The following is a 12,727-nucleotide window of genomic DNA, read 5'->3' on the forward strand; positions in this document are numbered from 1 at the left end:
GCGCGGCGATTGGTGCGGATAACTGGTTCACTATCAGAGTGCTCCGATTCTCAATACTTGGGCTTACCGAAAATACGGCTGATGACATTCACCATGAGCACGATCAGCACCAGGACCAGCGAAGCGGCCCAGGCGAGCTCAAGCTGGTTGTCGAACGGCATGCCGGAGAAGTTGTAGATGAGCACGGCGAGCGAGGCCGTGGGATTCATCACGGCCAGTTCGCCGTCGTGATAGATCCAGTAGTTGCTGAACAGCGCGGTAAACAGCAGCGGTGCGGTTTCACCAGCGGCGCGGGCCACGGCCAGCATCACGCCGGTCAGGATCGCCGGCAGGCCGGTCGGCAGGATGATCTTCCAGATCACCTGGGAGCGGGTGCAGCCCATGCCGTAGGCCGCGTCCTTCATGACCTTGGGCACCATCTTCATCGCCTCTTCGGCGGTCAGCACGACGATGGGCAGCATCAGTACCGCCAGCGCCACACCACCGGCCGGGGCCGAGTAGGTGCCGGTGGTGACGACCACCAGCGCGTAGGCGAATACCCCGGCGAGAATCGACGGCAGGCCGGTGAGCATCTTGGCGGCGAAGCGTGCGGCATTGGCCAGCTTGCTGTGCGGGCCCAGTTCGGCCAGGAAGATCGCCGCCAGAATGCCGACCGGCACGGCGATGGCCGCCGCGATGCCGACCATCACGAAGGTACCTGCCATGGCGTTACCAAAGCCGCCACCTGTCTCGAAACCGGTGGGCGGCAGTTCGGTGAACACTTCCAGGCTCAGGCGCGCGCCGCCACGGGTGATCAGCATGTAAAGCACCGAGAGCAGCGGCACACTGGCCAGCAGCGCCACGACCCAGACCACGCTGGTCAGCATCAGGCTGCGCAGCGCACGGCCCTCGAAGCGGCGCTGCAGGCTCGGCATTTCAATGGGAGGAACGGTCAGGTTGGTCATTGTTTATTGCCCCGCTGGGCGTAGACCATCAGCATCGAGCCGATGATGTTGACGATCAGGGTGATCAGCATCAGCACCAGGGCGGCGTACATCAGCACCTCGACCTCGCGCGGCCCGGCTTCCGGGAAGTTCAGGGCCAGCAGCGCGGCCAGGGTGTTGGCCGGGGCGAACAGCGACAGGGAGATGCTGTTGGCGTTACCGACCAGCATGGCCAGGGCCATGGTTTCCCCCAGCGCGCGACCAAGGCCGAGCACCAGAGAACCGAAGATGCCGGTCGCGGCGGACGGCACCATCACCTTGAGAATCGCCTCCCAGTGGGTGGTGCCCATGCCGTAGGCGGCCTGCTTGGTCTTCATCGGTACGCTGGAAAGCGCGTCCTGAGAAACCGCTGCGATGGTCGGCAGAATCATGATCGCCAGCACCAGGGCGGCAGGCAGCAGGCCCGGGCCGCTCAGCGAAGTGCCGAAGAAAGGGATCCAGCTCAGTTCGGTGTGCAGCCAGGTGGTCAGCGGGCGGATGGCCGGGATTACCACATAAATACCCCACAGGCCGTACACGACGCTGGGGATGGCCGCCAGCAGCTCGACGATGGTGCGAAACACCGCCGCGAGCTTGGCAGGCAGAAAATCCTGGGTCAGGAAGATGGCCATGCTGATACCGAAGAACCCGGCGATCAACAAGGCGATAAAGGCGCTGTACAGCGTGCCCCAAATGGCAGGAAGAATGCCGTACTTGTTCTGATTGACATCCCAGACGGTGCCGAACAGTACGTCGAAACCATATTCCTGCATGCCGGGCAGCGCTTTGCGCCCAACCTCGAACACCAGGGCGAAGACCACGGCCAGAATCAGAACCACGCCCACTCGGGAGAGTGCGCGGAAGGTCCGGTCAACCAGAAAATCCTTCGTAGAAGGCGGCTGACAGGCAGAGTCGGGGTTGTCTGGAACAACGAAAGGGCTGGTCATTGGCTAATTCCAACGCAATTGCAGGCCCCTTGCGGCTTGCACCGCAAGGGGCCGGGCGAGCATTACTTGATGTTGGCAGACGCTTTGCGAACCTGATCGACGACCGATTGCGGCAGCGGGATGTAGCCCATCGAGTCGGCGATCTTCTGACCTTCGGTCAGGCTGTACTCGACCATGTCACGCAGGGCCTTGGCCTTGGCCGGGTTGCCGTTGTCCTTGCGGAAGATCATCCAGGTGTAGGTGGTGATCGGGTAGGACTTGGCACCGTCCGGGTCCGGCAGCCAGGCCACCAGGTTTTCCGGCATCTTCACGGCGGCGAGCGCCTCGGCACCGCTTTCCGCGTTCGGCACCACATACTGGCCGGCCTTGTTCTGCAGCACGGCGAAGTCGACCTTGGCGAGTTTGGCGAAGCCGTATTCGATGTAGCCGATGGAGCCCGGGGTCTGGCGAACGGTAGCGGTCACGCCATCGTTTTTCGGCGACTTGATGAACTTGTCGCTGCCTGGCCAGTTGACGGTGTTGCCCTCGCCCAGCTCTTTCTTGAAGTCGGCGTTGATGGCCGACAGGTGCTTGGTGAATACGGCGGTGGTGCCGCTGGAGTCAGCGCGCACAACAACGGTGATCGGCAGGTCGGGCAGTTTCAGCTCAGGGTTGGCCGCGGCGATCTGCGGATCGTTCCACTTGGTGATCTTGCCCAGGAAGATGTTCGAGTAAACGTCGCGCGGCAGCTTAACGCCCTTCGGGTTGCCTGGCAGGTTGTAGGCCAGCACGATTTCGCCTGCCGTCATCGGCAGCAGCTGCACGCCTTCGGCGACCTTGGCGATATCGGCGTCCGACATCGCCGAATCGCTGGCAGCGAAGTCGACGGTCTTGTTCAGGAAATCCTGTACGCCGGCACCGCTACCCTTGGATTGGTAGTCGACGGTGACGCCGGGGGTGTTCTTGCTGAAGTCCTTGAACCAGCTCAGGTAGATCGGGGCCGGGAAGCTGGCACCGGAGCCGGTCAGGCGCACGTTTTCCGCGGCGAAGGAGACGGAACTGGCACAAAGAGAAACCGTGACGGCGATGGCGGCAGACTTGAATAGCTTTTTCATTAGGGACTCCTTGTGAGCGGGAGTCCGCACTTTGCATCAATCCTGTGACGCTTTTGTGACAGGTGCTGGCCCATCGCCGCACTCTGCTTTTCAAGAGGTTAGAAGACTGTCGAGACATCACGAAAAAGCCCCGCCGAGGCGGGGCTTTTCTTGAGCCGGTGGTTCAGAGTCAGGCGGTGGCGCGGTAGCTGCCATCACGGCCACGACGGGCCCACATCATCTTGGCGGCGGTCGGGTTAATCGGCGCGCCGGTGAAGGTCGGCAGGCTGCGATCGATCCACTGGGCGCCCTGCCCCTTCCAGTTGATCTCACCACTGATCAGCTTGCTGTCACGCTGAATCTCATGCAGCAGCGCCTGCACTCGGGTTTCACAGAAAACGGTCTGGCGGTCGATGGCTTTGACGAAAGCCACTTCACCATCCTTGCGCAATGTCATCAGCAACATCCCGTCGGGGCGCTTCTTGAAATCGATGGCGTAGTCCGGGAGGCTTTCGATCAGGTGCTGGATGGCGTATTGCATGGCTCGTACCCTCTGAGTGGTGTTCCTTGTACGAGGGATATTGCAGAGTGCATGCCAGCTATTAATAAAAGCTAAGAGCCTGATTTAAAAGGACTATTTAGATTAAAAAAAGAAATGAACTTTGCATCCTGCACGATAACCAGATTCTGGTCGTGCAAGATGCAATGTCGAATAGGAGAAGGATTACTGTATAGATAGGTAATAGGCGCAGAAGTGCCCTGCCTCCCGACACAAGGTAATCCATGACTAAGCCCACCCTGATCATCATCGACATGCAACGCGGCATGCTCGAGCCGGCCGCCGGCGAGCGCAACAACCCCGACGCCCCGGCGCACATCGCCGAACTGCTACAAGCCTGGCGTCTGGCTGGCGCACCGCTGGTACATGTGCGGCATATCTCCAAGTCACCGCGCTCACCGTTCGCGCCTGGCCAGGCAGGCGTGGAGTTTCAGCCCGCGCTACGGCCGCTGCCCCATGAACATGTGGTCGAGAAGAACGTGCCCGATGCCTTTATCAACTCCGGGCTGGAGCGCTGGCTGCGGGTGCGGGACATCCAGTCGCTGGTGATCGTTGGCGTCAGCACCAACAACTCCGTTGAAGCAACCGCACGTTCGGCAGGCAACCTGGGGTTCGCCACCCACGTGGTCGCCGATAGCTGCTTCACCTTCGCCAAGACCGACTACCACGGCGTGCGGCGCAGCGCCGACGAGGTGCATGCCATGGCCCTGGCCAATCTGCAGGATGAGTACGCGCAGGTAATAGAAAGCCAAGCAGCGCTAGCACTACTCAAGCAACTATAAGAAAGGATTGAGGCGGCCATGAACGGCCGCCTCGGCATGAGGATCAGAAGCGTGGCTTGAGCGCCTTCCAGCTCGGATCGTACTTCTGCATCTGGGTCACGTCATTGCGCGAGCGGATGCCGCAGGTCAGGTACTGGTCGTTGAGCTTGGCCAGCTGGTCGTAATCCAGCTCGACGCCCAGGCCCGGCGCACGGGTCAGCGCCACGCAGCCGTCGACGATGGGCAGCTTGCCGCCCTTGATCACTTCTTCGTCCGGCTCCTGCCACGGATAGTGGGTGTCGCAGGCGTAGGACAGGTTCGGCACCGCCGCCGCCACATGGGTCATGGCCATCAGGCTGATGCCCAGGTGTGAGTTGGAGTGCATCGACACGCCCAGGCCGAAGGTGTCGCACATGCGCGCCAGGATCTGCGTTTCGCGCAGGCCGCCCCAGTAATGATGGTCGGCCAGCACGATCTGCACGCTACCCAGCGCCACGCTGCGGCGGAACTCGTCGAAGTCGGTAACCACCATATTGGTCGCCAGCGGGATACCGGTACGCTTGTGCACCTCGGCCATGCCTTCCAGGCCGGGGCACGGGTCTTCGTAGTATTCCAGGTCATCGCCCATCAGCTCGGCCATGCGCAGCGAGGTTTCCACCGACCAGTTGCCATTCGGGTCGATACGCAGCGGCGCCTCCGGGAAGGCCTGGCGCAGCGCCTTGATGCACGCCACTTCATGCTCCGGCCCAAGCAAGGTGCCGGCCTTGAGTTTGATGCTCTTGAAGCCGTTCTCCTCGATCATGGTGCGCGCCTGCGCAACGATCTGTTCGGGGCTGATGCCCTCGCCCCAGCGGTCTGGCTTGTAGGGCGAGCCCACGTGCTCGGCGTACTTGAGAAACAGGTAGGCGCTGAACGGCACGCGATCGCGCACCGCACCGCCAAGTAGATCCACCAGCGGCATGCCCAGGGAACGCGCCTGCAGATCGAGAAAGGCCACCTCGAAAGCCGAATAGGCATTGGCCACCTGCTTGCTCGGGTGCGAGCCCGGCGCCAGTTCGGCGCCCGCGGTGCCTGGCTTGAGCGTGGCCACGGTCTTCACCACACGAGCGCGCAGGCCGTTGAGGTCGAATGGGTCCAGGCCGACCAGCGACTCCTGCATGGCCTGCAACACACTGAGCACCGGCGCATCGCCGTAGCTTTCGCCCAGGCCGATGTAACCGTTGTCGCTTTCCACCTCGATGATCGAACGCAACGCGTAGGGCTCGTGGATGCCGCTAGCATTGAGCAAAGGTGCATCGCGAAAGGCGATTGGTGTGACACGTACCTGTTTGATCTTCACGTTCTGAGCTCCTTGACGCGGCGCAGGGCTATGGCTGGGTACTGACTGAAACGGCGTTGGCGATAGGGCCTTGAGTCAGCTTTTCCAGGGGCGCCTTTTATTGAGGAGACGATCATGTACGGCAGTCATTGATCCCGTCTAATCTATATTGGCATTCGATTGATACCTGGATTAGATCAATGTTCGAGCTTGCTCAACTGCGCTGCTTCACCACCGTTGCCACCGAACTCAACTTCCGCCGTGCCGCCGAGCGGCTGAACATGACCCAGCCGCCCCTGAGCCGGCAGATCCAGCTGCTGGAGCATAGTTTGGGCGTCGAGCTGCTCACCCGCAGCACGCGCAGCGTGGCGCTGACTGCTGCAGGCCGGGCGTTCTTTATCGAGGCGCAGAACCTGCTGGAGCGCGCCCATCAGGCCGCCGCCTCGGCACGGCGCTTCGCCGCCGGCGATATCGGCTCGGTGAGCATCAGCTTCGTCGGCAGTGCGGTGTACGAGTTCTTACCCCGGGTGATCGCCGAAGCGCGCCTCAATCAGCCTCAGGTGAAGATTTCCCTGAGCGAGATGAACACCCACCAGCAACACGAAGCGCTGCGCACCCGGCGCATCGACCTGGGTATCGTGCGCCAGCCGCTGCTACAGACCGGCTACGAAAACGAATGTCTGGTACGCGAACCCTTCGTGCTGGCCATCCCCCGCCAGCACCCGCTGGCCGCGGTCGGTCAGGTGAGCGTCCGGGATCTGGATGGCGCGCCCTTTCTGATGTACTCCCACGCCGCCTACCCACCTTTCAACGAGCTGCTGACCGGCATGTTTCGCTCGGCCGGTGTGGCCCCGGAATACGTGCAATGGCTGGGCTCGTCACTGACCATCCTGGCCCTGGTCAACGCCGGCATGGGCCTGGCCCTGGTGCCACGCTGCGCCACCAACGTGGTGTTCAAGGACGTGTGCTTTCGTGAGATTGATCTGGGCGAAGGTATCCAGAGCGAGCTGCACCTGACCTGGCGCAGCAACAACGACAACCCCGCCTGCCTGATGCTGCTCGAAGCGATCAGGGCGGCGGTGGCGGCGGAGATGCATTGAAGGTCGGGATTTGCTCAGTTGCAGTGGTCAGTGAAGCGTCCACTGGATGCGAAAGAGCAGCGACTGTGGAGTATGCGAAGAATGTGGGAGCGCGCCATGCGCGCGAACTCCCATCAGCTGCCCCAGTTATCTGAACAGGCATACCGAGTCGCTGTAACTGCCTCTCGCGGGCATGGACTGGGCGCCCCCGCCCTCTCCCACAGATAGGACAGAGGTCGCGGACCGCTGAATCCTTCGCCTATGCGAAGCGCGAAGCTCTAAAAGCCTACCGACTCAAATCCACTGATCATTACGCTTACGACGCACGCGCAGCATGGTCGGCAGAATCAGGCCGAGCAGCAGGCCGGCGCCGGCGATGCTGCCGCCGTAGACCATATAGCGCATCAGCACCTGTTTCTGCTCGCTGCCCAGCTGGGCCTGGGCTTCGCGCAGTTCCGAGCGGGCCTGGTTGAGTTCGATATCTTGGGCGCTGCGGCTCGCTTCCAGTTCGTCGATCAGTTTCTTGCGCGAGTCGAGGGTCTCCTGCATGCCCTGCACGCGGGTTTCCCAGGTTTCGTTGATGTTCTTGAGCTCGGTGCTCAGTTCGGTGACCTTCTGCTCCAGCGCCGGCAGTCGCTCGGCCTGGCCGGGCACTTCCTGCAGGTCGCTGTTGGGAATCCACACCGCATCGCCGTTCTCGCCACGCACCTGGCTGAAGTCGCCCTGGGTGCGCAGCAGCTGCACGCGGGTACCGGAGCTCAGGGTGCCGACGATGCGGTAGCCCTCGGTCGGGCCACTGCGTACATAGGTGTTCAGTTTGTCGCTGACCCAGCGCACGTTGTCGCTGGCTTGTTGGGCATGGGCTGGTGCTGCGATCAGCAGCAGGCCGGATAGAACACAGGTCCCCAGCGCGCGAACGGTCGGCAGGGAAAAGGATGCAGAAAAGGGGCGGGCTAGGGACATAAAAACCATCTTCACTCGGCGGTGGAACACAATGCGACGCAGCGCGCGAACGTCGGCCAGGCGAATTGTTGTAACCGGCGCGAAAGTGGCGCAACGCCATGCCTGCCACCGGTTTGGCCGACTGCTGAAAGACCGCAGCAGATCGGTCGGGTTCCTCAGCGCCCAGCAGATTGGCGGCGCACCAGCGGATGATCGGCGCGCCGCCTTCGTCCCTTACTTGCCGACGGCCAGCCCCCGTTCACCAGCCGCGCGCCGCCCGTGCCACAGCGCGAGCAGCAGCGCCAACGCCGGAAACGCTGCGCCTGCCAGCGCCGCGCCCTGCCAGCCGTAGCTCTCGTAGATCGGGCTGGCGATGGCCGAGCCACTGGCACCGCCAATAAAGATGCTGGTCATGTAAAGCGCGTTGAGACGCGCTCGGCTGTTCTGCTCCAGGGCATAGACCTCGCGCTGGCCAAGCACCATGTTCAGCTGCACGGCGAAATCCAGCAACACCGCGCACAGCACCAAGCCGATCACACCTGCCAGCGGGCTGGCCAGGGTCAGCGCGAAGGCCAGCGGCGCCAGCACCAGGGCTACCCGCGTGGCGCGGCGGGTGTGACCGGCATCGGCCAGGCGCCCGGCAATCGGTGCGGCAATAGCGCCGATGGCACCGACCAGGGCGAACAGCGCCACGTGGGTCTGGCTGAAGCCGTAATGGCGCACCAGCTCCACCGGCGCCACCGTCCAGAACAGGCTGAACGAGGCGAACATCAGGCCCTGGTACAGCGCGCGCTGACGCAAGGTAGCGTAACGGCGCAGCAGGCCGAACAGCGACAGCAGCAGATGGCCGTAATGACCGCGGTTATCCGGCGCATGACGGGGAATGGTGGTGGCGATCACCGCCACGATACCGAGCATCAGCGCCGCCGCCATGAAGTACACCGCGCGCCAGCCAAAATATTCGGCGATCAGGCTGGCCACCGGCCGCGCCAGCAGAATGCCCAGCAGCAGACCGGCCATGATGTTGCCCACCACCCTGCCCCGACTCGTCTCTGGCGCCAGGTGCGCGGCCAGGGGAATCAGCATCTGCACCGATACCGAGCTCAGGCCGATCAGCAGCGACAGCGCGAGAAACACGCCGGGTGTGCTCGAAAAGCCTGCCAGTAGCAGGCAGACCATCGCCGCCAGAGTGGTCAGCAGCATCAATCGGCGGCTTTCCAGCAGGTCGGCCAGGGGCACCAGAAACAGCAGGCCGACGGCGTAGCCGATCTGGGTCAGCGAGACGATCAGGCTGGCCTGGTGCATCGACAGGCCGACCGCAGGCGCGATCAGCTCGATGATCGGTTGGGCGTAATAGAGGTTGGCGACGATGGCGCCGCAGCAGAAGGCGAACAGCAGCACCAGCGCCGGCGAAAGGCTGTGGGGCTGGCTGGAGGATGATGTGCTCATGATGACCTCGCGATGAGACGGCCCGGACCGGGCGCGGATCGCTCAAACAGATGAAGAATCAGTGGAGCCCGGGCGCTGCGCTTCGCGATTGCCCAGGGTTGATGAAAGGTTATGACGCCTGCCGCCTCGGCAGAATCCACCAGCGGCGCAACGCTGCGTTGCACCAGGTCGAACACTGCCGCCGCTGCTCAACCTGCCAGCACCTCGCGCAGGAACTCGACGAAAGCAGCCACCCGCCGCGAGCCACGCTGATTGGGCAGATACAGCACGCTGATCGCGCCACTGGCCGAGCCCGGGCTGACAGCGTAGGACTCCAGCACGCGCCGCAGCCGGCCGCTGGCAATATCCTCGCGGACCAGCCAATCGGCCAGCAGCGCCACGCCCTGCCCAGCCAGCGCCGCCTCACGCAGCACGTCGGCGTTGTTGCTGTGCAGGCGACCGCGCACCGCCACCTGCTGTATCTCCCTGCCGGCGCTGAACTGCCAGCTTTGGCCGGCAGCGCCGTAATCGAAGCGCAGGCAGTCGTGCGCCAGCAGGTCCTGCGGCGCGCTGAGCGGCTCATGGCACGCCAGATACTCCGGGCTGGCCACCAGCCAGCGCTGGAACTGGCCGACACCGAGGCTGACCACATCGTCGCTGACCAGCGTGCTACCCAGGCGCACCGCGACATCCACCCGCTCGCCGAGCAGGTCGACCACCTCATCGCTCAGGCGCAGATTCAGCTCGAGCTGCGGATGCCGGTCGAGCAAGCGCCCGAGGCGCGGCGCGATGATCCGCCGCCCGAACTCCACCGGCACGCTGACATTCAACCGGCCCCGCGCCTGGCTACCGCGATCGGCGATGGCAGCATCGGCTTCTTCAAGCGCCTCAAGAATCGCCACCGCTTTGGTGAAATACGCCTGCCCGGCCTCGGTCACGCTGACCTGCCGCGGGCTACGGTTGACCAGCACACTCTGCAGCTCGGTCTCCAGGCTGCTGACCAGCCGGGTCACCGACGAGGTCGCCACGCCAAGAGACCGCCCGGCCGCGGAAAACCCGCCACAGCGCACGGTTTCCACAAAGGCTTTCAAGGCCATCAATTTATCCATACCTGCCTCCCCACCTCGCTCGGCGGCAATTTGCTCGGGCATCGTCCGCCACGGTCACAAGGACTCGACGAGAAAATCGATCAGCGCCTGCAGCCGCGCGGTGCGTCGCTGACGGGCCGGCACCAGCAGATTGATCGGCGCACCGTCGAACGTCCAGTCCGCCAATACGCGCAACAAGCGCTGACTGGCGATGGCCTCGCTGACATCCCATTGCGAGCGCAATAGCAGGCCTTGATCCTGCTCGGCCCACTGGCGGGCGACGCCACCATCATTGCTGAGCATCGCCGGCTCGATCCGCAGGGTGCGCAACGTGCTGCCCTTGCGCAGGTGCCAAAGCGTTACGTCATCGTCGTTTTCACGAATGCAGATGCAGCGATGCTGCGCCAACGCCTCGGGCTCCAGCGGAACGCCGTGCCGCTGGAGGTAGGCCGGGCTCGCACACAGCCAGCGCTGATTGTCAGCAAGCAGGCGAGCGGTCCAGGCCGAATCGTCGACATGGCCGATGTGGATGACTGCGTCACTATCGTGCCGGTCCGGCCACGGCGCCTCACGCAGATCCAGTTGCACCTGCACCTGCGGATGCAGCCGGGCGAAACGAGCCAGCACCGGTGCCACGCGTTTGCGGCCGTAGCCAAAGGGCGCGGCCAGACGCAGGGGGCCAGCCAACTGGGCGTCTGGCTGGCGGAAGGAATCGGGCAGCATGTCGAGGCGTTCGAGCAGCGCCGTGCTTTCCCTGGCAAAGCGCTCGCCTTCCAGCGTCAGGCTCAGGCGCCGCGCGTCGCGATTGGCAAGGGCCACGCCCAGCCGAGCCTCGAGTTTGCGCAAACGCATCGATAGCGCCGGCGCCGAGACGTTGAGCGCACGAGCCGCGGCACTGAGTGAGTCAGCCTTGGCCAGGGTGGCCGCCAGGCGTAGATCCTCGATGGCGATCATTAATCAGCACTTAATGAAAGATGACAGATGATTTAACCACAGGCTTGGCTCACCGCCCTAAAGTGCCGTCACTACCCGCCCGGAGTTCATCATGATCACGCCTCCCGCAACGTTGCAGACGCCCGCCGCCCTTCTCGACGTGCCGCGCCTGGAACGCAATATCCAACGCATGCAGGGGCGCATGAACGCCCTCGGCGTGCGTCTACGCCCCCATGTCAAAACCAGCAAGTGCCTGCCGGTAATCGCCGCGCAGATCGCTGCCGGCGCCACGGGCGTGACCGTTTCGACGCTCGGGGAAGCGCAGCGGTGCTTCGAGCACGGCATCGACGACATTCTGTATGCGGTCGCCATGGCCCCGGACAAGCTGCCTCAGGCCCTTGATCTGGCGCGCCGTGGCTGCCGGCTCGGGCTGCTCACCGACAGCCTGCAGGGCGCCCAGGCCATCTCCCGCTTCGCCAGCGAACAGGGGCAAGCCTTCGACGTCTGGATCGAGATCGATTGCGACGGCCACCGTGCCGGCCTACGCGCCGACGATCCAGCCCTGCTGGCAGTCGCCAGGGTGATTGCCCAGGGCCAGCTGTCGCTCGCTGGCGTACTGACCCATGCCGGCTCCAGCTATGCATTGAGTGATCCCCAAGCACTGGCGCAACTGGCCGAACAGGAGCGCCTGGCCTGCGTCACCGCCGCCGAGCGCCTGCGCGCCGCCGGGCTGCCCTGCCCCGAGGTCAGCGTCGGCTCCACCCCAACCGCCCTGTCGGCTCGCGAACTCGACGGCGTCACGGAAGTGCGCGCGGGCGTCTACGCCTTCTTCGACCTGGTGATGTACAACATCGGCGTCTGCCAGGCCGAGGAGTTGGCGCTGAGCGTCCTGACCCAGGTGATTGGCCACCAGCCGGACAAGAACTGGATCATCGTCGACGCCGGTTGGATGGCCATGAGCCGCGACCGGGGCACTCAGCATCAGCAGCGCGACTTCGGCTATGGCCAGGTGTGCACGCAGGCGGGTCACTGGATCGACGGCATGCTGCTCAGCGCGGCCAATCAGGAGCACGGTATCGTCACGTTGCCAGGGTTGGCCGGTGCCGAGCTGGCCAGGCGATTTCCGCTGGGCACTCGCCTGCGCATCCTGCCCAACCATGCCTGCGCAACGGGCGCGCAGTTTCCCCATTACCAGGCGATCAACGCCTGCAGCGAAGCTCATCGGTGGAGTCGCTTGCATGGCTGGTAAGCTGATAACCCAGGTGCACAGCAACCAGGCGGCGCCTCCCGGAGGCCACTATGCCCAGGCCATCGGCCATGCCGGCCTGCTCTACGTATCTGGGCAACTGCCGGTTAGGGCCGACGGCAGGCACCAGCCCGAGCAGCCGTTCCTGGAACAGGCCCGGCGTGCCCTTGGCAACCTGCTGGCAATCCTCGATGAGGCAGGTTCCGGCCCCGACGACCTGCTGAAAGTCACCGTGTATTTGGTGGGGGTGGAGCACTGGCCGGCCTTCGACCAGCTGTACCGGCAACTGATCGGAAGCCATCGGCCGGCTCGCGCCGTGGTACCGGTAGCCGGTCTGCACCATGGTTACCTGGTGGAAATAGATGCCATCGCCCGCTGCGATACCACCTGA

The 12,727-nt window shown here is 63.8% G+C and carries 13 protein-coding genes; 4 read left to right on the forward strand and 9 right to left on the reverse strand.

From position 1 onward, the window contains the following. Nucleotides 1–50: 50 nt before the first annotated feature. From pstA to PVA39_RS13250, 4 genes are all read right to left on the reverse strand, one after another. Entirely contained in the window at nucleotides 51–944 is an 894-nt protein-coding gene (gene pstA, locus PVA39_RS13235) for a phosphate ABC transporter permease PstA (protein WP_274124442.1), read from the reverse strand. Further along, nucleotides 941–1,909 carry a phosphate ABC transporter permease subunit PstC gene (gene pstC / locus PVA39_RS13240; protein ID WP_093503223.1) on the reverse strand — a complete coding sequence of 323 codons (969 nt, stop codon included), beginning with the start codon at nucleotides 1,907–1,909 and terminating at the stop codon, nucleotides 941–943. The genes pstA and pstC overlap by 4 nt, the downstream gene beginning before the upstream one ends. A 62-nt stretch (nucleotides 1,910–1,971) precedes the next feature. Continuing rightward, complete coding sequence (gene pstS, locus PVA39_RS13245) at nucleotides 1,972–3,003, reverse strand: phosphate ABC transporter substrate-binding protein PstS (protein WP_013790900.1); 1,032 nt, start codon at nucleotides 3,001–3,003, stop codon at nucleotides 1,972–1,974. A 169-nt stretch (nucleotides 3,004–3,172) separates the two neighbouring features. Continuing rightward, on the reverse strand, nucleotides 3,173–3,523 hold the full coding sequence (locus PVA39_RS13250; protein ID WP_027904981.1) for a DUF3509 domain-containing protein: 351 nt from the start codon (nucleotides 3,521–3,523) through the stop codon (nucleotides 3,173–3,175). Nucleotides 3,524–3,765: 242 nt separating this feature from the next. On the opposite strand from PVA39_RS13250, the gene PVA39_RS13255 reads away from it, so the two are divergent. After that, nucleotides 3,766–4,323, forward strand: a complete 558-nt coding sequence (locus tag PVA39_RS13255; RefSeq protein WP_274124443.1) for a cysteine hydrolase family protein — start codon at nucleotides 3,766–3,768, stop codon at nucleotides 4,321–4,323. 43 nt (nucleotides 4,324–4,366) lie between these two features. Here PVA39_RS13255 and PVA39_RS13260 read toward each other — a convergent pair whose 3' ends face one another. After that, the gene (locus tag PVA39_RS13260) at nucleotides 4,367–5,641 is read right to left on the reverse strand and encodes a glucarate dehydratase family protein (protein ID WP_274124444.1); all 1,275 of its coding nucleotides are present in this window, start codon (nucleotides 5,639–5,641) and stop codon (nucleotides 4,367–4,369) included. Between the two features lie 179 nt (nucleotides 5,642–5,820). On the opposite strand from PVA39_RS13260, the gene PVA39_RS13265 reads away from it, so the two are divergent. Beyond that, a complete protein-coding gene (locus tag PVA39_RS13265) occupies nucleotides 5,821–6,720 on the forward strand; it encodes a LysR substrate-binding domain-containing protein (RefSeq protein ID WP_274124445.1) in 900 nt (299 codons plus the stop codon). Nucleotides 6,721–6,993: 273 nt separating this feature from the next. On the opposite strand, the gene PVA39_RS13270 is transcribed toward PVA39_RS13265, so the two are convergent. The 4 genes from PVA39_RS13270 to PVA39_RS13285 form a co-directional block, all read right to left on the reverse strand. Beyond that, nucleotides 6,994–7,662, reverse strand: a complete 669-nt coding sequence (locus PVA39_RS13270; RefSeq protein WP_093503215.1) for a TIGR04211 family SH3 domain-containing protein — start codon at nucleotides 7,660–7,662, stop codon at nucleotides 6,994–6,996. Between the two features lie 213 nt (nucleotides 7,663–7,875). Then, nucleotides 7,876–9,090: an MFS transporter gene (locus PVA39_RS13275; protein WP_274124446.1), complete on the reverse strand. Its 1,215-nt coding sequence runs from the start codon at nucleotides 9,088–9,090 to the stop codon at nucleotides 7,876–7,878. Between the two features lie 188 nt (nucleotides 9,091–9,278). Next, nucleotides 9,279–10,178 (reverse strand): LysR family transcriptional regulator, encoded by a 900-nt coding sequence (locus PVA39_RS13280; RefSeq protein ID WP_274124447.1) that lies wholly within the window; start codon nucleotides 10,176–10,178, stop codon nucleotides 9,279–9,281. 54 nt (nucleotides 10,179–10,232) lie between these two features. Beyond that, nucleotides 10,233–11,111: a LysR family transcriptional regulator gene (locus tag PVA39_RS13285; protein WP_274124448.1), complete on the reverse strand. Its 879-nt coding sequence runs from the start codon at nucleotides 11,109–11,111 to the stop codon at nucleotides 10,233–10,235. A 91-nt stretch (nucleotides 11,112–11,202) separates the two neighbouring features. Between PVA39_RS13285 and PVA39_RS13290 the strand changes: the two genes are divergently transcribed. Both PVA39_RS13290 and PVA39_RS13295 read left to right on the forward strand, forming a co-directional pair. Beyond that, nucleotides 11,203–12,339: a DSD1 family PLP-dependent enzyme gene (locus PVA39_RS13290; RefSeq protein WP_274124449.1), complete on the forward strand. Its 1,137-nt coding sequence runs from the start codon at nucleotides 11,203–11,205 to the stop codon at nucleotides 12,337–12,339. Continuing rightward, entirely contained in the window at nucleotides 12,329–12,727 is a 399-nt protein-coding gene (locus PVA39_RS13295) for a RidA family protein (protein ID WP_274124450.1), read from the forward strand. The genes PVA39_RS13290 and PVA39_RS13295 overlap by 11 nt, the downstream gene beginning before the upstream one ends.

Origin of the sequence: Pseudomonas sp. CNPSo 3701 (assembly GCF_028674975.1) — a bacterium.
GTDB classification, from domain to species: domain Bacteria; phylum Pseudomonadota; class Gammaproteobacteria; order Pseudomonadales; family Pseudomonadaceae; genus Aquipseudomonas; species Aquipseudomonas straminea.

What these genes read in the sequence shown, in the direction of transcription:
- pstS (WP_013790900.1), bottom strand. Translation starts at nt 3,003, where the DNA reads ATGAAAAAGCTATTCAAGTCTGCCGCCATCGCCGTCACGGTTTCTCTT.
- pstA (WP_274124442.1), bottom strand. Translation starts at nt 944, where the DNA reads ATGACCAACCTGACCGTTCCTCCCATTGAAATGCCGAGCCTGCAGCGC.
- PVA39_RS13280 (WP_274124447.1), bottom strand. Translation starts at nt 10,178, where the DNA reads ATGGATAAATTGATGGCCTTGAAAGCCTTTGTGGAAACCGTGCGCTGT.
- PVA39_RS13285 (WP_274124448.1), bottom strand. Translation starts at nt 11,111, where the DNA reads ATGATCGCCATCGAGGATCTACGCCTGGCGGCCACCCTGGCCAAGGCT.
- PVA39_RS13250 (WP_027904981.1), bottom strand. Translation starts at nt 3,523, where the DNA reads ATGCAATACGCCATCCAGCACCTGATCGAAAGCCTCCCGGACTACGCC.
- PVA39_RS13295 (WP_274124450.1), top strand. Translation starts at nt 12,329, where the DNA reads ATGGCTGGTAAGCTGATAACCCAGGTGCACAGCAACCAGGCGGCGCCT.
- PVA39_RS13255 (WP_274124443.1), top strand. Translation starts at nt 3,766, where the DNA reads ATGACTAAGCCCACCCTGATCATCATCGACATGCAACGCGGCATGCTC.
- PVA39_RS13275 (WP_274124446.1), bottom strand. Translation starts at nt 9,090, where the DNA reads ATGAGCACATCATCCTCCAGCCAGCCCCACAGCCTTTCGCCGGCGCTG.
- pstC (WP_093503223.1), bottom strand. Translation starts at nt 1,909, where the DNA reads ATGACCAGCCCTTTCGTTGTTCCAGACAACCCCGACTCTGCCTGTCAG.
- PVA39_RS13290 (WP_274124449.1), top strand. Translation starts at nt 11,203, where the DNA reads ATGATCACGCCTCCCGCAACGTTGCAGACGCCCGCCGCCCTTCTCGAC.
- PVA39_RS13270 (WP_093503215.1), bottom strand. Translation starts at nt 7,662, where the DNA reads ATGTCCCTAGCCCGCCCCTTTTCTGCATCCTTTTCCCTGCCGACCGTT.
- PVA39_RS13265 (WP_274124445.1), top strand. Translation starts at nt 5,821, where the DNA reads ATGTTCGAGCTTGCTCAACTGCGCTGCTTCACCACCGTTGCCACCGAA.